16 protein-coding genes and 2 tRNA genes are annotated in these 17,853 nt (G+C 43.0%); 10 read left to right on the top strand and 8 right to left on the bottom strand.

Annotated elements, in window-relative coordinates:
• Positions 1 to 102 precede the first annotated feature (102 nt).
• Together GWR56_RS15865 and GWR56_RS15860 are read left to right on the top strand one after the other, a co-directional pair.
• Positions 103 to 1,365 (top strand): TCR/Tet family MFS transporter, encoded by a 1,263-nt coding sequence (locus tag GWR56_RS15865; RefSeq protein ID WP_162432196.1) that lies wholly within the window; start codon positions 103 to 105, stop codon positions 1,363 to 1,365.
• An 11-nt stretch (positions 1,366 to 1,376) separates the two neighbouring features.
• Positions 1,377 to 2,639, top strand: a complete 1,263-nt coding sequence (locus tag GWR56_RS15860; protein ID WP_162432195.1) for a TCR/Tet family MFS transporter — start codon at positions 1,377 to 1,379, stop codon at positions 2,637 to 2,639.
• Here the strand turns inward: GWR56_RS15860 and GWR56_RS15855 are convergent.
• The 3 genes from GWR56_RS15855 to GWR56_RS15845 all read right to left on the bottom strand — a co-directional run bounded on the left by GWR56_RS15855 (position 2,623) and on the right by GWR56_RS15845 (position 6,689).
• On the bottom strand, positions 2,623 to 3,216 hold the full coding sequence (locus GWR56_RS15855; RefSeq protein ID WP_183548492.1) for a DUF502 domain-containing protein: 594 nt from the start codon (positions 3,214 to 3,216) through the stop codon (positions 2,623 to 2,625). The genes GWR56_RS15860 and GWR56_RS15855 overlap by 17 nt on opposite strands.
• A gap of 79 nt (positions 3,217 to 3,295) precedes the next feature.
• Entirely contained in the window at positions 3,296 to 5,773 is a 2,478-nt protein-coding gene (locus tag GWR56_RS15850; RefSeq protein ID WP_238395248.1) for a bifunctional UDP-N-acetylmuramoyl-tripeptide:D-alanyl-D-alanine ligase/alanine racemase, read from the bottom strand.
• A 70-nt stretch (positions 5,774 to 5,843) separates the two neighbouring features.
• The gene (locus GWR56_RS15845; protein ID WP_162432194.1) at positions 5,844 to 6,689 is read right to left on the bottom strand and encodes a DUF1682 domain-containing protein; all 846 of its coding nucleotides are present in this window, start codon (positions 6,687 to 6,689) and stop codon (positions 5,844 to 5,846) included.
• A 156-nt stretch (positions 6,690 to 6,845) separates the two neighbouring features.
• Between GWR56_RS15845 and GWR56_RS15840 the strand changes: the two genes are divergently transcribed.
• The 3 genes from GWR56_RS15840 to GWR56_RS15830 all read left to right on the top strand — a co-directional run bounded on the left by GWR56_RS15840 (position 6,846) and on the right by GWR56_RS15830 (position 7,647).
• Entirely contained in the window at positions 6,846 to 7,328 is a 483-nt protein-coding gene (locus tag GWR56_RS15840; RefSeq protein ID WP_162432193.1) for a regulatory protein RecX, read from the top strand.
• Positions 7,329 to 7,440: 112 nt separating this feature from the next.
• A tRNA-Gly gene (locus GWR56_RS15835) sits at positions 7,441 to 7,513 on the top strand.
• Positions 7,514 to 7,562: 49 nt separating this feature from the next.
• Positions 7,563 to 7,647: transfer RNA gene (locus GWR56_RS15830), tRNA-Leu, on the top strand.
• Positions 7,648 to 7,723: 76 nt separating this feature from the next.
• Here the strand turns inward: GWR56_RS15830 and GWR56_RS15825 are convergent.
• From GWR56_RS15825 to GWR56_RS15815, 3 genes are all read right to left on the bottom strand, one after another.
• The gene (locus GWR56_RS15825) at positions 7,724 to 8,230 is read right to left on the bottom strand and encodes a hypothetical protein (RefSeq protein ID WP_162432192.1); all 507 of its coding nucleotides are present in this window, start codon (positions 8,228 to 8,230) and stop codon (positions 7,724 to 7,726) included.
• Positions 8,223 to 9,206 (bottom strand): hypothetical protein, encoded by a 984-nt coding sequence (locus GWR56_RS15820; protein ID WP_162432191.1) that lies wholly within the window; start codon positions 9,204 to 9,206, stop codon positions 8,223 to 8,225. Before GWR56_RS15820 ends, GWR56_RS15825 begins: the two co-directional genes overlap by 8 nt.
• A gap of 107 nt (positions 9,207 to 9,313) precedes the next feature.
• Positions 9,314 to 10,204, bottom strand: a complete 891-nt coding sequence (locus GWR56_RS15815) for a response regulator transcription factor (RefSeq protein ID WP_162432190.1) — start codon at positions 10,202 to 10,204, stop codon at positions 9,314 to 9,316.
• 102 nt (positions 10,205 to 10,306) lie between these two features.
• On the opposite strand from GWR56_RS15815, the gene GWR56_RS15810 reads away from it, so the two are divergent.
• Positions 10,307 to 11,422 carry an exo-alpha-sialidase gene (locus GWR56_RS15810; protein WP_162432189.1) on the top strand — a complete coding sequence of 372 codons (1,116 nt, stop codon included), beginning with the start codon at positions 10,307 to 10,309 and terminating at the stop codon, positions 11,420 to 11,422.
• A gap of 128 nt (positions 11,423 to 11,550) precedes the next feature.
• On the opposite strand, the gene GWR56_RS15805 is transcribed toward GWR56_RS15810, so the two are convergent.
• Entirely contained in the window at positions 11,551 to 12,120 is a 570-nt protein-coding gene (locus GWR56_RS15805; protein WP_162432188.1) for a dihydrofolate reductase family protein, read from the bottom strand.
• A gap of 275 nt (positions 12,121 to 12,395) precedes the next feature.
• Here GWR56_RS15805 and GWR56_RS15800 point away from each other — a divergent pair, with 275 nt between their 5' ends.
• The 4 genes from GWR56_RS15800 to GWR56_RS15785 all read left to right on the top strand — a co-directional run bounded on the left by GWR56_RS15800 (position 12,396) and on the right by GWR56_RS15785 (position 17,292).
• Positions 12,396 to 12,728: a potassium transporter KefB gene (locus GWR56_RS15800; RefSeq protein ID WP_162432187.1), complete on the top strand. Its 333-nt coding sequence runs from the start codon at positions 12,396 to 12,398 to the stop codon at positions 12,726 to 12,728.
• A 112-nt stretch (positions 12,729 to 12,840) separates the two neighbouring features.
• Complete coding sequence (locus tag GWR56_RS15795) at positions 12,841 to 13,752, top strand: Nif3-like dinuclear metal center hexameric protein (RefSeq protein WP_202925335.1); 912 nt, start codon at positions 12,841 to 12,843, stop codon at positions 13,750 to 13,752.
• A gap of 93 nt (positions 13,753 to 13,845) precedes the next feature.
• The gene (locus GWR56_RS15790; RefSeq protein WP_162432186.1) at positions 13,846 to 14,316 is read left to right on the top strand and encodes a VOC family protein; all 471 of its coding nucleotides are present in this window, start codon (positions 13,846 to 13,848) and stop codon (positions 14,314 to 14,316) included.
• A 123-nt stretch (positions 14,317 to 14,439) separates the two neighbouring features.
• Complete coding sequence (locus GWR56_RS15785) at positions 14,440 to 17,292, top strand: hypothetical protein (protein WP_162432185.1); 2,853 nt, start codon at positions 14,440 to 14,442, stop codon at positions 17,290 to 17,292.
• Between the two features lie 72 nt (positions 17,293 to 17,364).
• On the opposite strand, the gene GWR56_RS15780 is transcribed toward GWR56_RS15785, so the two are convergent.
• Positions 17,365 to 17,667: a hypothetical protein gene (locus GWR56_RS15780; protein ID WP_162432184.1), complete on the bottom strand. Its 303-nt coding sequence runs from the start codon at positions 17,665 to 17,667 to the stop codon at positions 17,365 to 17,367.
• Positions 17,668 to 17,853: the final 186 nt, after the last annotated feature.

Here is a 17,853-nt window from a genome sequence, read left to right as displayed (position 1 = left end):
GAACTAATTTTTTAGTCAATTTAAGAATTTATTGATGTAAGTTCCAAATATTATCTGATAATTAATACCGAGTTTTAAATTATTAGTTGTTTATTTACGGCAATGGACTTGCTTACCCAACCTAAAAAAAAGGCCGCACTAAGTTTTATATTTATCACCCTGCTTATTGATGTTATTGGCTTGGCCATTATCATTCCTGTGTTTCCAAAACTCATAGAAACGCTTATCCATGGCAATATCAGCCAGGCTTCAAAATATTCAGGGCTGTTACTGGTGGCTTACGCGGTTATGCAATTCCTGTTTTCGCCAATGGTGGGCAACCTCAGCGATAAATACGGGCGCAGGCCGGTACTTTTATTCTCGCTGTTAGGTTTCGGTATCGATTATCTTTTCCTGGCGTTTGCCCCTACCATAGGCTGGTTATTTGTGGGCCGTATTATAGCAGGCATAACAGGGGCAAGCTTTACAACAGCTTCTGCATATATTGCCGATGTTAGCGAACCCGAGAAACGCGCCCAAAACTTTGGAATGATCGGTGTGGCTTTTGGGCTTGGTTTTATTATCGGCCCATTTATAGGGGGCGTATTAGGTGATTTAGATACCAGATACCCCTTTTATGCAGCGGCGGCCCTGGCACTCTTAAATGCGGCCTATGGTTTTTTTATACTCCCCGAATCATTAGACAAAGAACACCGTCGCGAATTTGACTGGAAGCGTGCTAACCCAATGGGTTCGTTATTGCAATTGAAAAAATACCCGGCTGTAATTGGATTAGCTGCCTGCCTGTTCATTGTTTATTTTGCCGGCCATGCGGTACAAAGCGTATGGACATTTTATACAATAGAGAAGTTTAAATGGAGCGTGGCTACGGTTGGCTATTCGTTAACTTTTATAGGAGCAATGATAGCGCTGGTACAGGGTGGCTTAATACGTATAGCGATACCCAAACTTGGGCAAAACCGCAGCATTTGGATAGGGCTTATTTTATATGCTGCAGGTATGCTGCTTTTTGGCCTGGCCAACAAAAGCTGGATGATGTTTGCCTTTATGATACCTTACGCCTTAGGTGGTATTTGCGGCCCCGCCCTGCAAGGGGTGATGACCAACGAGGTACCGAAGAACGAGCAGGGCGAACTGCAGGGCGGCCTAACAAGCCTGATGAGCCTGAGTTCTATTTTCGGTCCCTGGTTCATGACCTGGATATTTGCTTACTTTACTGCTGATAACGCACCAGTTCATTTACCGGGCGCGCCATACTTTGTGGCATCGGCTTTGATGCTCATTGGCGCGATACTTGCCGTACGTAGTTTCAAAAAAGAAAAACGATCTGCAGATGAACCGTCTTTTAACCGCAGCTTACATTAACAAGATATTTTATGAGTGAACCTGTTCAACACGGCAAGGCTGCTTTAGGATTTATCTTCGTTACGATATTTATAGACGTATTGGGGCTGGGTATCATCATCCCTATCCTGCCCAAGCTATTAGAAGAACTTGGCCACGTAAATATTAGTATGGCCAGCCAGTACAGTGGATGGCTTACATTTACCTATGCATCTATGCAGTTTTTATTTGCGCCGGTGCTGGGCAACCTGAGCGACCTGATAGGCCGCAGGCCGGTGCTGCTGTTCTCGCTGCTTGGTTTTGGTATAGATTACCTTTTTATGGCCTTTGCCCCTACCATACTGTGGCTTTTTGCCGGGCGTTTTATTGCCGGCATAGCAGGTGCCAGCACCACCACAGCTACTGCCTACATAGCCGATGTAAGCAGCGGCGATAAACGGGCTGCCAATTTTGGTTTAATAGGCGCTGCAACCGGCTTAGGCTTTATCCTGGGTATTGGTTTAGGCGGATTTTTGGGTGCCTACTGGATAAAATTGCCATTTATAGTAGCCGCCGGGCTGGCTTTATTAAATGCGTTGTATGGTTACTTTGTATTGCCCGAGTCGTTAATATTGAGGCATCGCCGCAGGTTCGAGTGGAAACGCGCCAACCCAGTTGGGTCCTTGTTAAGACTCCGTAAGTATTCAATGGCCATTAGCACATTAATAACCGCCTATACCATAGTTTACATTGGCCAAAAGGCTATCGAGAGCGTATTGCCCTTTTACCTGATAGAAAAGTTTCAATGGACACTGCACAGCATCAGCGCCCTGGGTGTTTTTATCGGCCTGCTGATCGCGGGTATACAGGGGGGCTTTGTGAGGTGGACGATACCCAAATTTGGCCTGCGAAAAAATATTATGGCCGGGATAGCCTTTTATGGTATAGGCCTGGTATTAATAGCATTTAACAACGTTGGCTGGCTAATGTATGTTTACATGATACCTTACTGCCTGGGTGGTATAGGTGGCACGGCTTTGCAGGGCTTTATATCTGAGAACGTACCAGCCAATGAGCAAGGCGAATTACAGGGGGCGCTTGCCAGCCTGGTAAGCTTAACAACCATTATAGGGCCGCTGATGATGACCACCCTGTTCCATCACTTTACCATCAAAGGCGCATCGGTTTATTTCCCCGGGGCGCCGTTTTTAATGGGCGCGGTATTGATGTTCATCAGCGTGATATTGACCATACGCAGCTTTAAAAAGAAAGATCCGAAGCTGCTGCCGCAAAATGCTTCTACACCAGGCCACTAACCCCGCCGGATATGACAAACTTCATCACCTCGGCGGCATTTTTATCTATCGGTTTTACTTTATCTGCCGATACAATAACCACCTGCCCTGCAAATGAATACGACATTGGAAAATATACCGCTACCTCGCCAGGCAGATGAAGCGCCCTCATGTCCTTTTGAACAAGGAAACCTATTTTTTTTAGTCCAAATTCGTTAACTTCTACTAAAACGGGCTCGTTGAACTTTTTCTCCTCGCCTACAAACGCCCCGGTGAAGTCTTTTATCGATGAATACAAGAATTTAAATAACGGCAAGCGGTTGAGCCAGCGCATAAACCATTTTTTAATGGGATCGGTTATCACGTTGGTAACCAACACGCCGGCTATTAAAATAATTACAATTACGGTTAAAATACCTAAACCCGGTATATATAAAGGTTTACCTTTATTATCAACCAATAGCTCGCTGCTAAGGTTTAGCGATGTATCGATGCTTGCTATGACCCAGAATATCAGGAAAAAAGCTGCGCCAAGCGGCACAACAATCAGCAGGCCTTTGATAAAATAATTTAAAAGGGCACGGAATATTCTCTTCATCAGGTAATTAGTAATTTAGTGATTTTTGAACGACTAAATCTGGATTTCCCTATCCATCTAAAATCTGCGCATTGCACATCTACTCGTAAAAGTACACTCTTTTTACCCGCTGTGAAATATTTGTTAGTATTTCGTAAGGGATGGTGCCTATCTGCAGCGCAAGTTCTTCTATACGTTGCTGCTCGTTAAACACAATTACCTCGTCCCCCTCTTTTACCTCTACGTTGCTTACATCAAGCATACACATATCCATAGTAATATTGCCAACCGTTGGCACAAGCGTTCCGTTCACCAGCATACGGCCCACTCCGTTGCCGAAAGCGCGCAGGTAACCATCGGCATAGCCAATACGCACGGTTGCTATTTTACCATCGGCCTTAAGGCTGCCGTTACGGTTATAGCCAATGGTTTCGGTCGCGGCCATTTTTTTAACCTGCGATACCGTAGTTTTCAGTGTCGCCACCGGCTGCAAGCCACTTTCTTCGCGCGGTACGGCGGCATCTACCCCATACAGGCCAATACCCAGCCTTACCATATCGTAATGCGCATTCGGCCAGCGTATAATGCCCGATGTGTTGCTGATATGTTTGATCACTTTATAACCCAAAGCCTCCTCAATCTGTGTAAAGGCCTTTTCAAATATACTGATCTGCTGCAAGGTAAAAAGGTCATGCTGCTCGGCATCACTGGCCACCAAGTGCGAGTAAACCGACTGTACTTGTATATACGGGTTAATCTCCAGCAGGTCGCAAAGGGCTTCAATTTCAAAGCCTTCAAAACCAACACGGTGCATACCGCTGTCAATTTTGATGTGTACGGGGTAATTATATATCTCCTCATCCTGGGCAAACTTTACAAATTCGTCAAGTAAAGAAAAGCTGTAAATAGCCGGTTCTAATTTATTGGCAACCAGCTTGTCATAAGCCAGCGGCTCGGGGTTAAGTACCATTATAGGCAGGGTAATGCCTGTGTCGCGCAGGGCTATGCCTTCGTCGGTATAGGCAACCGCAAGATAATCCACTTTGTTATACTGCAGCATATTTGCTACCTCGAAGGTGCCGCTGCCGTAGGAAAAGGCTTTTACCATCGCCATTATTTTAACTCCCGGCGTTAGCCTGGCCTTATAAAAATTTAAATTGCTCAGTAAGGTGTTCAGGTTTATCTCCAACACCGTTTCGTGTGCTTTTTGGCCCAGGGCGCGACTTATCCGCTCAAATTCGAAACTCCTTGAGCCCTTTATCAGGATGGTTTCGTCGTGCAGGTGCAGCCGGTTCATCTCCTTCAGCAACGATGCCGTGTCTGCATAAAAATGCATTTGCGGCAGGTTAAAATAATCCTTATACTGCTGCAAAAACGTTCCTACCCCAATAAGCCGGTCAACTTGCTTTGCGCTTACCATTTCGGCAACCTGCCTGTACAATGCTTCCTGCTGCAGCCCCGACTGGTAAATATCCGACAGGATGAGGGTTTTCTTTTGATGCTGGTTTTGCTGGGTTAAAAAATTAAGCGCTATTTCAAGCGACTGGATATCCGAATTATAAGAATCATCTATAATGGAACAATCGTTTATACCATGTTTCAGCTCCAGGCGCATACTCACGGCGGCAAGGCGCTCTATACGGTCGTCCGCGTCTGCCGGGCTGTAGCCCATGGCCAGCATGGTTGCCCAGCAAACTATGGCGTTCTCTATCGAGGCCTCGTCGCGAAAAGGTAAAAGGCACTCGATCTCTTTCTCCTGGTAAATGGCGCGCATGTAATATTTACCGGATATGGTGGTTTCGCTAAATACATACAGGTCAACCAGGTTAAATTTGCGGCTCCAGGAAAAACAATCGCGCAGTTTCAGTTCATCCTTATAATCAAGCAAGGCTTCATAGTTATATATCAGCTTTTTGCAATTCTTAAACAGCTTCAATTTTTCGGATAGCTTTTGCTCAGGCGATTCGAAACCTTCATCATGAGCGGTACCAATGTGGGTAAGCACACCTATTGTTGGCTGTATAATAGCTTCCAGTTTATCCATTTCGCCCGGCGCTGATATACCTGCCTCAAATATCCCTAAATTGTGCGTTTGGTTCATTTGCCAAACTGATAACGGCACCCCTATCTGCGAATTATAGCTTTTAGGGTTACGCACTATGGTCTTTTCGGGACACATCAGCTGGTAAAGCCATTCTTTTACAATAGTTTTACCATTACTGCCGGTAATGCCGATAACCTCAATATCATATTGTTTGCGGCGATGTGCTGCAAGTGTTTGTAAAGCCGCCAATACATTTGCCACAACTAAAAAGTTAGCATCGGGCATTATAGTATCAGGCTGATGGTTAACCACAAAATTGCGCACACCTGATGTATAGGCATCGGCAATAAACTCGTGCCCGTCGCGCCGGCCGCCCAACGCGAAAAACAGCGCTCCTGTGGGGTTATTTATCCGGCGGCTATCCGTTAGCAGTACGCTGATGGCGGCATCCTCTACCACTGTGCCGCCCGCGTTTATTACCTCTTTTACATCGTTTATAGTGTAAGTATTTTGCATGGCACTAATATCGTACACTTTTGATGGATTTAATAAGCAAGTGGCAACAAAAAGTGGGCAGGTTGTGATCAGCCTGTTGCCTTACTTATCATTGTCTTAATGAATCGTCTGAGTTGTCTGACGGGACAGGTTTTTTCTTCAATATCCAAAAGCCGCCTTTTATCAATGTCGAAAGCGGGATGGAATACGCTATCGTTACAAATCCACGTCTGTGCCCAGGTGTTAGCGTACCCAATTCATAACCGCCCCCAAACTGAAAATTCAACACACTAAAAGTCGCTGTTAAAGCAAAAATATTGGTTGCCCCCTGATTATTGGTTACCGTGGTAGTGGATGTTGCGGATGTTGACGGATCGGTTTCTGTGGTTGTTTGGGTATTAGTGCCGCTGCCACCACCGCCTGCGGCAAACAAAACTCCTACCTGGAAGCCCAACCGGTTAGTCAGTTCCTGCGATATCACAGTGCCGTCGGCGCTGGTAATTCTTTCCAGTTTGCCCCACGAATAGCCCACACCTGCACCTACTGAATTAAACAAGGATACACTCGCTTTTTTATTTTCTAACGCGGCAGGATCGTTAACTAAAAAATTGACGCGAACCATAGGGATAATAAAATTGGTACTTAACACGTGTGCCGAGTAATTTACACGATTGCCCGCTACCGCTTTCCCTAACCTGACCTCGTCTTCGTGTTCTGCTATTTTCAAGGCATGCTTAAGCGCTTTCTTCGATTCGTACTTTTCAAATTTGGCCTTGTCTTTAGCGTTCAATTTAGCTTTCTCACTTTCTTTTTCTTGCGCTAAAAGTGCAGCTGTTTTCTGGGCCTCGGCTTTTATTTCGGCCTCAGTTTTTACCGGGGTGGTAGTTGTTCCGCCCGTTTGGGCACTGGCTTTTATGCAAAAAAGCACCATCGTAATAAATAAAAGTTTTTTCATGTAATTGTGTTTAGATATCATGAAATTACTTTTAAATATTTTAAATAAACAGGGTGTAAACACCTTTTTTTATGTAATAGCTATAATTACTTTCAGCTTGAACACAGTTTCGATCTTGTGAGGATTTTAATGGAATTTTAACGTATTTTGATTTTAATGGATACGCCGAAAAAAGTAAAGATCACCGATGTAAACGTTGCCATGGCTAAAGCGGAACATTACTGCGCCTACCAGGAACGCTCGCAGCAGGAAGTGCGCAACAAACTTTATGACTGGGGCTTGTGGCCCGACGCGGTAGAAAACATAATTACCCGACTAATTGAAGAGAATTATTTAAACGAAGAGCGCTTTGCCAAGGCCTACACCAAAGGCAAGTTTAACCAAAAAGGCTGGGGTAAAATAAAGATAAAGCAGGGACTGAAGTTTAAAAACGTATCGCCTGTATTAATAAAAAAGGCGCTTTTAACCATTGATGCAAGCGACTATATGGATACCCTTACCCGCTTGATGCAGAAAAAAGCAGCCACCCTGCCCGAAAGGGATCCCTATAAACGCCGGTATAAACTGCAACAGTATGCCTTAAGCCGTGGTTTTGAAACCGACCTGGCCACGGAGGTTTTGAAAAACAGCGAGTTATAAAAAACTTTAAAAAAAGTTCATTTTTTCCTTGCAGAACATTCATTTCTGTCTATATTTGCACTCCCGCAAACGCAATAAGGCACACGCCGAAAGCCAAGCAGGAAACACCAACGCGAAAGTAGCTCAGTTGGTAGAGCACGACCTTGCCAAGGTCGGGGTCGCGAGTTCGAATCTCGTCTTTCGCTCAAATCCCTTCCTAACCGAAGGGATTTATTGTTAAAAGGTTAATCGCCTGCTCAGATGGTGGAACTGGTAGACACGCAGGACTTAAAATCCTGTTCCCGTTAAAGGAGTGCGGGTTCGATTCCCGCTCTGAGTACAAAAGCCCGATACACGCCCGTATCGGGCTTTTTTGTTTTTACAGGTCAGTCAATATACAGTTGTGCAAACTTTTGTCAGTCATTGGAATTACGATTCCTTTGCAAAGCCATAATTAGAGTAAGTATTGTCAAATTTCTCCAAAGGGTAAGCGTAATGACACAGATAGATACTATGTCAAAGAAAATCAAATAGCGAATAGTTGTTGAATGAAGTACTAACTTTAATACATACCCTATCATCGCAATTACAATTAAGGACTTTATAGCGTTTTTTAAAAGAGTGATTGTTGTAAAATATAACGGCGTATAGAAAAATATATCAAACAGAGGAATTAAGTGCTGATTCTCGTCAGTGGGAATATGAGCGGTTGTCTTGAAAGTAATCAAAATGGTGAGAAGTGTTAATATAAATCCAGCGAAAGTCAAGGATATTGTTGATAAGTCACCTGTTAATGAAAGCAAAACTTCATTTTCTGGAATTGCGAAATTATATCGATAATAAAAGCAATAGGCGATTCCTGATACAACAGCGCTAATGAAATAATCAACTAAAAGTGCTCTTTTAAAATACCAATCAACCATTGTATCGATTTTTTAAAAACGTGTCGAATCCATCTTTAATGAGTTTGTAAATATCCGTGGTTTTGATTGTACTTGTTAAATTAATCATTACCGATATTTCAGATTTGGTATCAAATAAATCAAATCGCTTGGCATTCCCATCCTTGTCTTCATAATTTAAAACGAATTTGTCAAATGCGTCGGCGTTGTTAGGTTTGCCAAGTTTGTTTAATATATGCTTAAGACCTGTTAATAACCCTGGATGTGTTGAAGCTGTGTTATTTTTTTTACCCTTTCTCTGAAAAAATGCTTCAACACGAATAAACTCAGGTTGTAATTTGGTCAATAAAGTACCCCATTCGCTTAGAAACCCTTTCGTGTCATGATCCATTTCTGAAAATTTTTTACTCTCAATTTTCATATCAAAATCGAAGACCCCTAAAAGCCCGTTTAAAGTTTCATCAATATTTTTTTCCATCATCATTCCTACAGTTAAAGAACGACTCATGTGTAAATATTCTGTCGACATCGCACGAAAATAATATTCAATGTCAGTCATCCTTGGGCCGTTATCGTTAAATTCTACACAAACAACAGCAGTCGGTCTTTTCATATCAATGAAAAAATGAGTTACTTCTGTAAACTCTCCCATGTTCTTATCAAATGGTACTAAATCGATAGAGCCTGTGGGTTTTAATAATGGTAGCTTTCCACTTCTAATCAAAGCCATAGCAAACTTTAATCGCCTTTCCAAAGGCTCATATCCTGTATAACTTATATACAATTGCCGCGAAGGTGTATTTTTTCTATTCTTAAACCTATCAAAAATGATAATATTATTATTTGACCTTTGTTGATTAATAGCATCGACAATTCGTAAAATTATATCATTGCTGTTAAGATTAGCATGTTCTTTTATTGGGGAAAAGAGCATCGTAAAAAAATTGAACTTTATTTCTTCAAGTTCACTATTAGAGCTTTGATTAGCTTCGTTCATAATATAAGTTTAGGTTTATGATAAATATAAGGAAATTTACGAGACTTCATAAATAAACACGGCTATTTTACTAAACACTCTCGTTAAGCAGTGCTATACTCTTCTTTTTAACCATTAACCTCAAGCTTATACCCTTTCCCACGAACAACGACAATATTGATATTAGGATCGGGTTCAAGCTTTTTCCTAAGTTTTGAGATAAACATGTCAAGGCTGCGGCCTACAATAACACCTTCGTCCTCCCATATCTCTTTTTGAAGCCGGGCCCTGTCTATGGTTTGGTTTGGCGATAGTGCGAAGATACGCAGCAAACGCATTTCAGTCCCGGTCAGGTCTGTCGATTTTCCATTTATGATAAGCTTACGATTAGTAGCATCAAACGTTACCGCACCTAATGTAAACACTCCGGTATGCTGGTCACCGGTTAATGCTTTTCGTGCCTTAACCGACCTCGAGAGTATAAAGCCGATGAACGCCAACAATGGCAGGCTGCCCAAAAAATAGCCGGTCTTTGCTTTAATTATTCCTGCCGGTTTAAATTTAACGTTGATGACGTAATATTCCCGGGGCTGTCTTCTTCCTTTGCACGGTACGATATCATCTTTTTTATTTTTAGACACAGCAAATCCATAGGCTACACTGTTAGTGCCCCTGTTTAAAATATTGACAACATAGTCACTTGTGAGCGGATCATTAGCCAGCACATGGCTAATAGTATTCACCACGAGGGTTGGTTGAAAAGTGAACCGGTTCTCGAAACTGATCTGGTATTCATTGGCTGCGACCTTTTTTACCGGCAGTACCCTTGAGGTGCTGTCGCCCGACTGGAGCAGCAGTTCGTGCCCTATCCTTCGCAGCAAAATTTCCCTCCGGGCGATATTAAAGTCGTCACTTTCATCCATGCTAAAAGCCACTCCGATCATAGAGATAAACGCGATCAGCATCAACCCAAAAAGGTACTTATTTTTCCCCGAAAGCATATTTCGGCTATCAACCATAGTGTCAAGTTTTTATTTACAAAGTTTACATTTTTATTTACAATCCAAATTCCAAAAGAAGAAAAGTATCAAAGTAGATTTGACTTATCAAATTTAAAGGACATGAAAAATCAAAAAATGAAACGACTATCTGTACTTGTTCCGGCTATCCCACTGGTATTATTTCTCCTGAATTCTTTTGTATTAAAAGAAAACAAAACGGGCGCTAAAATAACGGAAGGGACTAAATCAGGGGTTTTAAACATTGTTTACAGATCTACGGATGGCGGACAGACATGGCTAAACATTAGCGAAGGACTGCCTGAAAGTTTGCAGAGATCGGGTGTTTGGAACGGGGGGCTTGTTGCAAACAACCGCGGGTTATATATACGTGCTGCAAATGGCCTTTTTTACGATGACCCAAATTCCAAAACTTTTTTTTGGACAAAAGAGATATTCCCTGGCAAGCAACGTAACATTACTGCCGGCAATAATGGGATACTTGCATATGATATCAGGGGCCAGTTTATGCAAAAAATAAACGGCGCGGATAATTGGGTACCCGCGTACACAAATTTTCAGGAGCAAGCCGTACGCATAGACAAAACGATGGATTGGATGTACAAGAATTTCAAAGAGAGAGAAGTACGCACCGTTTTTGAAACTTCGCGCGGTACAATTCTCGTTGGCTCCAGCAATAGCCTTTTCAGGTCTGCTAATGGTGGAACGAGCTGGAAACAATTGCATGTTGGGGATGGCAGGATGAAGTTTGTAGAGTTGAACGGTGTACTGTTAACCACCAGCAAAAATGGAATACTAAGATCGACCGATGATGGCGAAAGCTGGGATCGTGTAATCAGCGAAGGGGGGCTTGGTATAGCTGTTGAACCTATAAATGGCGGATTTGCTGCTATAGTTTACAACCCCGTAACCAAGATAAACACATTACATATTTCGCTGGATGATGGCAAAACCTGGAACGCCACAGGCAAGGACCTTCTACCCTCGTGGAATAATTTATTGATGAAAAAAATGGGCTTGGTCGATTCAACGCCGGAAATTTTATCAATTAAACAAATGGGCAAGTATTTGATATGTGGCCGCACAGATGGCATCTTCCGGTCATCTGACCTGGGCAAAACCTGGAGCAGGTTAGAACTTCCTGCAGTAGAAAATAAAGGCTTCAATTTATCTGTTTCGGGTACGGCGATTTATATTTTTCCTAATAAAGGATGTTAAAGCCAAGACCCTATAGTATTATTCACAATGTAGCTTCCCAACAGTGGTTGGAATGAATACCGTTTTAAATAAGATCCTCTTTAAATATATTTAAAGAGGACTTATTTATAATGACAATACAGCTGAAATTATCCCTTCAAAGCTCCCAGGTGTTTATAAGTATTTAACAGTAAACCTGTCGCGGTACTTACCGAACTCACAAATTCCAACTTACGGGCGTCGAAATCTTCTGTAAACAACCGTTTGCCTTTGCCCAATAAAACCGGGTAAGTGATAAGCACCACTTCATCGGCCAGTCCTTGATCAAGCAGTATTGAAGTCAGCGTCGAGCTCCCAACTACGATCAGGTCGGGGCCATCAGCAGCTTTAAGATCGCGTATGGTGTCTGCGATATCGCCACCCAAACCTTGTACCGGCCCCCATTCCAGGCTTTCGGGCCGGTGGGTTGCAATATATTTTTTAGCGGCGTTTATAGCATTTGCCATTGGGAAGTCGCCGGCTGTAGGCCAATAGCTGCTGAATATATCATACGTACGGCGGCCAAGCAGTAAGTCGAAGTTTGGGCCATAAGCCTCAAATAACATTGCGGCACCAGCCGGGCTGCGGTATGGTGTGGTCCATGCGCCATAGGTATAATCGCCGTCGTGCTCTATCACGCCGTCCAGCGAGATGTGCTCAAATATCCTGATCTTTCTCATATGGTTCTGTTTAGTTTTTGTTTAAGCCAAAGGTAGTACCCCCAGGCCACGCACGTGAGGTGCATTAATGACAATAAAAGGGCGTTTCGCGACTACATGACTTATCTTGTTAAGCGTCGATCAAACCCCGAGCTTCGCTCGCTGCCCTAGCCGTGCATTCAAGCTAAAAATATTCAATTTTTACTTTGTACTTCAAAGTAAAATATAATAACTTTGCAATGCAAAGTACTTTTAATTATTCGTAACAAATATTTAACTTAATTCATTTAATCATTATGACACAAAAAAACATTTTAATACAGCGAGTTGACGCGGCAACATTAACCAAACGCATGTTAATTGGCGCGGGGATTGGATTGATCGTAATCCTTACGTTTATACTTCCCGTTAACCACCCGCGCGCCGAATGGGGCAAGTTATGGATGGTAAGGCCGCTCCTTATTGTTCCTTTTGCCGGCGCGGTAGGCGGTGCGTTTCATTATTACGTAAACCTGCTTACTGCCGGCACCTGGAAAAGGGTTTTGGCTAATGCAATAAGCCTTATCGTATTTATCATAGGCTTATGGATGGGTATTGTATTAGGCCTGGTAGGCACCCTTTGGCATTAACGGCGCGACACTGATCAGCGGGCGTGTAAAAGCCGGGCAAAATGGCATCCCCGGCTTTTACAGTATTGCATATTTCCATCGATTTGATAAATTGCAATAAACTCGTTTGAAAATGAAAAGATCAGCCAAAACCACCCTCAATCGCCGGAAATTCATTGCAACATCTGCTATCTCAGTCGGCGGCCTGGCATTATCTTCAGTAACACCGGCTTTTACAAAGATATTGCCGTCGCGAAAGCAGTATACGGTACAAAATATTATTGACCTGATCATGAACGAGGGGAACCTGTTACCCATCAAGGGTACGGTTGATACGCTTAAATCGGGTGAGCCGGGCATGATCGTCACGGGTATTGTAACCACCATGTTTGCTACAGTGGGGGTGATAAAAGAGGCCGCAAATCTTGGCGCCAACTTCATTATAGCGCACGAACCAACCTTTTATAATCACCGTGATGATATCAATTGGGTTAACAATAACGATGTGGTGAGGCAAAAACAAGCTTTGTTAAAGGCACAGCACATTACGGTTTGGCGCTGCCATGATTATATTCACAGTTTAAAACCGGATGCAATGTTATACGGGGCTATGAAGAAATTAAACTGGCTCCCCTACTTTACAACCAACACACCAACTATCACCATCCCCCAAACCAGTTTAGCGGCTTTGGTTAAACATCTTAAAACATCATTAGGTATCAGCCACCTGCGCATTATAGGTGATCTTAACCAATACTGCAGCCGGGTAACCTATTTACCGGGCGCGCCGGGCGGGCAAATGCAGGTAAGTTTCGCGATAAATCAAAAACCAGACGTGCTTATTGTTGGCGAATTATCTGAGTGGGAAACCGCCGAATATATACGCGATGCCCGCCTGTTAGGCTCAAATACCTCTTTGATCATACTGGGTCATAATATGAGTGAAGACCCCGGCATGGATTATTTTGTTGATTGGTTGCAGCCAAAACTTACAGATTTGAAGGTACAGCATGTACCATCCGGCGATCCCTTCACGTGGCTTTAGTCGGCATACACCCCCAAGTTGGTCGTATTTGCCCCTTTCGGTATGTAATATGGCAAGGTAACTTTGTGTAAATAAACAACAAAATAAAACGTCATGAATAAGATAACCCCATTTTTATGGTTTGATAACAACCTGGAAGAGGCTATGGAATTTTATCAAACCGTGTTCAAAAACTTTAGCGTAAATAACGTCCTCAGGTATTCAAAGGCAGGCCCCGGGCCGGAAGGAGCCGTTATGACAGCGTCATTCACTTTAAATAGCCAGGAATTTACCGGCATGAACGGAGGCCCGCAATATAAGTTTAACGAGGCTGTATCATTTGTTGTTGATTGCCAAACGCAGGAGGAAGTTGATTATTATTGGGAAAAACTAACCGCAGGGGGCCAGGAAGTAGCATGTGGCTGGTTAAAAGACAAGTTCGGGCTTGCCTGGCAGGTAACACCGTCTGTGTTGATAAAGTACCTGGGCGACAACGACAAGGAAAAGGCCGGCCGTGTTATGCAGGCCATGATGCAAATGGTGAAGTTGGATATTAAAGGTATAGAAGATGCTTATAACGGCTAAAGCAATCCGTCATCATTAAGTGTTAAGGTGTAAGGTTTTAGGCGTGTTTTCATGTAAATACATATCTATTGTTATTCGGCAGATTTTGCCTACCTTAATGCCTTAAACCTTACACTTTTTATAATGAGCTTATCTACAAACGTTGGCGGCGACACATTTTCATTAAAGCACAAAGTGCCCGGGAGTATCCCCGATATCATTGGCTTTAATAAATGGCCTTCTACGTTTGTGAAATATAAGTTTCGTCGTGCGGATATTGTTCCGCAGTTACAAATTGTTTTCTCGTTCGATATCAGTCGTTACCAATCAGCCACCGCTTTATCCGGCAGTGATACGGAAACACCGCAATGGATACAAAACGCGATGGACGACCTGATCATGTTTCAAAATATCCGGCGTCAGCTAAGATGGAAGTACACACCGGATAGGGAAAAACCGACCGAAAAATTACCGGTCACTAATATTTCACTATTTACCAGCCTCACCCCTGCCATTACCTATCCGTTTTCAAGGCAGCAAACCGCCAATACGCTGGCATTTATCAATATCGTAATTTCATGGCTGCAACAATGTATCAACTCCAGCAATAGCAACTTAACTTTAAAAGCACCGGTTAGCCGGTCAGTCTTCTTCGCACTTACCGAAGGCATCAACTTTAAAAATGTATTTGAAGTAGAAACCACCCTTACTATCACAAGTGTGGATACAGAAACCGGCTCGCCTGGCCCACCCTCTGTTACCCCCATATCGCCATACATTGGAGCAGGCCTGGTTAGCTTTGCCAAACAATTCGAATTGGTTTTTAAAAACGATGACTGCCGTTTAAAACTTGCAACAGGCATCAGTCATTCCGGTAGTAACAACTTAAATCAGCTATGGGTAATACGCATTGCAAACAGTAATACAGGCACGGGAATATTTTATAACATTATAGCAGGTACGGCGATGGCCATAGCACCGGCGCCGCTATCAACAACCCTTGTTGCCAACAGCAGCACACCCATACGCCCTTATAAGACCGGTACCGGCATTAATTGGGAAAATCCACCCGAATACCTGCGGTTTGATGGTGTGGATATTGATACCTGGATGCGGGAAGTTCTGCGGGGCATCGATTTCCTGTTTACCGCGGCTCATATCAAACAAGTTTTCGCTTGTAACGCATTATATAAACTGCAGCATCCGGAGCATGGAGACCTGCTGAACGATATAGCACAGGCTAAAAAAGGTATTATTAGTGGGTTGGTCAACCAGCTTTCGCCCGTAATTGCCGGACAGACCGCAAACCTTGATGATGCCGCCGCATGCCTTGCCCAACAATTAAACGATCGGTTATATAATTTTTATTCAACAACCGCTGTAGTACAATATAGTGTGGCTGCCGCCGTAAACGGCGATACAGGCATAGTTAAACTTTTAGGCGATGTAAAGCCCGTGTCAATTCCGTATAAAAGATCAGGCCTGCAAACCCATAGCGCTTCAATAAAACTAAGTACGGAGGCTGACGGTAAAGCACAGTCATTTTTATCCTTTGCGATAAACCTGAAAAATCCGGCGCAGCAAACACATTTGTCCTTTAGCGCTAAATTCAGGCCAACACAGGTCGATTACACAACAGACAAAGGGTCGAATATCATACTTACCATATTACTTTCCGAGCCCTCGGCCGCATTTAATGCAGATATACCCATTGTTATTCGCGAATACCCAACACCGCCCACGCTGGTATCGCAGGTAACCGAAAAAACCTGTGAAGATGATGCGGTAACTATTCCGTCCGCCCTATTGTGGAATTATAACTGTGAATACGCATCACAAACGGTTGCGCAGGATGTGATCACCGCTCAACTGTTTGTTAATGAAAAAACGTTACCGGCTAACGCTGCCGTTTCAGGTTCAAGCGACCTGTTTGAAAGCCTGGCACAATTTGCAAGCGTATATCCATCAATAAAAACAGACCTGAAGAACGCGTTGCGAAAAATAAAGCCCGCTACGAAAACGGATAGTATAAACTACAAAATCGCGCTTCAGGCTCTAATTTCCTTCGCCCGCTTGATCACAAATGTAAAAAATGCTTTACAGGGGCGGCGAGCCAAGCCAGCTATAGCGGCAACTACCTCTCTTAATAACTCCAATGTGTTTTGCATACAAGAGACCACAGCAGATAACGGGGATGATAGCAGGCTAATGGTAACGGTATACGCGGACAAAAAAGCCCCCAAGCAGGTCGAACTGCCGCAGGTGATCATAGAGGGATACCACCCAACCCTCGCCAAAACTTTAGATACAGAGGAGATTATTTCTAAGAGCTATACCTACTCGTCGGGTACCGGGGCTTTACAGTTTGCAGATACTGTGGGCGATCGTAAAAGCAGGTTGATGAGGTTTGGATCATTTAATGCCATACAGACACAAAACCTTTGCAGCACGGTCGGCATTTGCCGTAATAAAAATTTGTTGCCCAAACCAAGCGGTGGTTTTTTTAAAACCGACAATAAATTTATCTATGATGCTAAAGGTACTATCCCCAGCCAAAGACTATCTCCCGGGCTATCCTGGGCGGGTGTAGAATTAAATATTGCCAGTCTGAATAAAGGCACCACTAAACTCAGTTTAGAAAAATACCTTGAACTATTTATGAAAGCATTAACAGATGCAGCTGATGATGCATCCTTCGAGATGAAAATGCAGGTAAATTACCAATACTTTATTGACGAGAAGGGCTTGATGCCGCCGGTTACCATGCCTGTACTTATGGTACCACCTACGATGTTCCTCGCCAACGATACTGCCAAACAAAAACTGTTTGCTACCGAAGTTTCGGGCGGTATAAACGCGTGGCAGGAAGCCCGGGGTATACAGGATTATAACCCGCGTTATAAATTAATCATTTCAATATCTTCAACTGCGGATAACAGCGCGCAGCTATTTTACCTGGATAGCGCTTATATCGACCAGAACGACATCGACCAATAAAAATTGCGGTTATCTGTGTACACGTTTAAACACAAATAACCGCATCAATCTATAGGTTTTCTTTTTAGATGCTTAGTAAACGGTGTCGGGTGCTTTGTAATCAAATATAAAATCTACAATTTTTTTCAGTTCGGGTATTTTAAGCTTGGTGCCTTTGTATTCCCATTTTTCCCGTTCCTTATCTATGCTTATTTCACCCAAAAAGTTCGGGTCATTTTTATCAGTAGGTTCGTTGGGTATTTCTTTATGAGACAGCCTGTTCAAAAATTTCGCGGCAAAAATTTTATAGGCTCCGCTTCCCCAAACACCTCGTTCTGTAACTATTTCAACCTGCTTTTCAGGTTCATTTTCAGTACCAACTTTTAAAATTACCATATTGCTTTAAGATTATATTGTTATGACAAAACTTCCGCTAAGTTGTTTGCGTGAAATTAAGATTTTTTTTACAAAATCGTATCATGCGGACGTCTGATTTCGCAGCAGCTTTTAATCAAACATTTGTCACTTTTGAGCGTGATATCGGGTAAAAAAAATCCAAAATATTATATTTGAGACCGTTTG

Source organism: Mucilaginibacter sp. 14171R-50 (assembly GCF_010093045.1).
In the GTDB taxonomy this organism is placed as follows: domain Bacteria; phylum Bacteroidota; class Bacteroidia; order Sphingobacteriales; family Sphingobacteriaceae; genus Mucilaginibacter.
Note: the sequence above shows the minus strand (reverse complement) of the source record. Positions and strands in the feature narration are given on the sequence as shown.

Coding starts and splice junctions, on each gene's coding strand:
- GWR56_RS15865 (WP_162432196.1), top strand. CDS start 103: ATGGACTTGCTTACCCAACCTAAAAAAAAGGCCGCACTAAGTTTTATA.
- GWR56_RS15860 (WP_162432195.1), top strand. CDS start 1,377: ATGAGTGAACCTGTTCAACACGGCAAGGCTGCTTTAGGATTTATCTTC.
- GWR56_RS15855 (WP_183548492.1), bottom strand. CDS start 3,216: ATGAAGAGAATATTCCGTGCCCTTTTAAATTATTTTATCAAAGGCCTG.
- GWR56_RS15845 (WP_162432194.1), bottom strand. CDS start 6,689: ATGAAAAAACTTTTATTTATTACGATGGTGCTTTTTTGCATAAAAGCC.
- GWR56_RS15840 (WP_162432193.1), top strand. CDS start 6,846: ATGGATACGCCGAAAAAAGTAAAGATCACCGATGTAAACGTTGCCATG.
- GWR56_RS15825 (WP_162432192.1), bottom strand. CDS start 8,230: ATGGTTGATTGGTATTTTAAAAGAGCACTTTTAGTTGATTATTTCATT.
- GWR56_RS15820 (WP_162432191.1), bottom strand. CDS start 9,206: ATGAACGAAGCTAATCAAAGCTCTAATAGTGAACTTGAAGAAATAAAG.
- GWR56_RS15815 (WP_162432190.1), bottom strand. CDS start 10,204: ATGGTTGATAGCCGAAATATGCTTTCGGGGAAAAATAAGTACCTTTTT.
- GWR56_RS15810 (WP_162432189.1), top strand. CDS start 10,307: ATGAAAAATCAAAAAATGAAACGACTATCTGTACTTGTTCCGGCTATC.
- GWR56_RS15805 (WP_162432188.1), bottom strand. CDS start 12,120: ATGAGAAAGATCAGGATATTTGAGCACATCTCGCTGGACGGCGTGATA.
- GWR56_RS15800 (WP_162432187.1), top strand. CDS start 12,396: ATGACACAAAAAAACATTTTAATACAGCGAGTTGACGCGGCAACATTA.
- GWR56_RS15795 (WP_202925335.1), top strand. CDS start 12,841: ATGAAAAGATCAGCCAAAACCACCCTCAATCGCCGGAAATTCATTGCA.
- GWR56_RS15790 (WP_162432186.1), top strand. CDS start 13,846: ATGAATAAGATAACCCCATTTTTATGGTTTGATAACAACCTGGAAGAG.
- GWR56_RS15785 (WP_162432185.1), top strand. CDS start 14,440: ATGAGCTTATCTACAAACGTTGGCGGCGACACATTTTCATTAAAGCAC.
- GWR56_RS15780 (WP_162432184.1), bottom strand. CDS start 17,667: ATGGTAATTTTAAAAGTTGGTACTGAAAATGAACCTGAAAAGCAGGTT.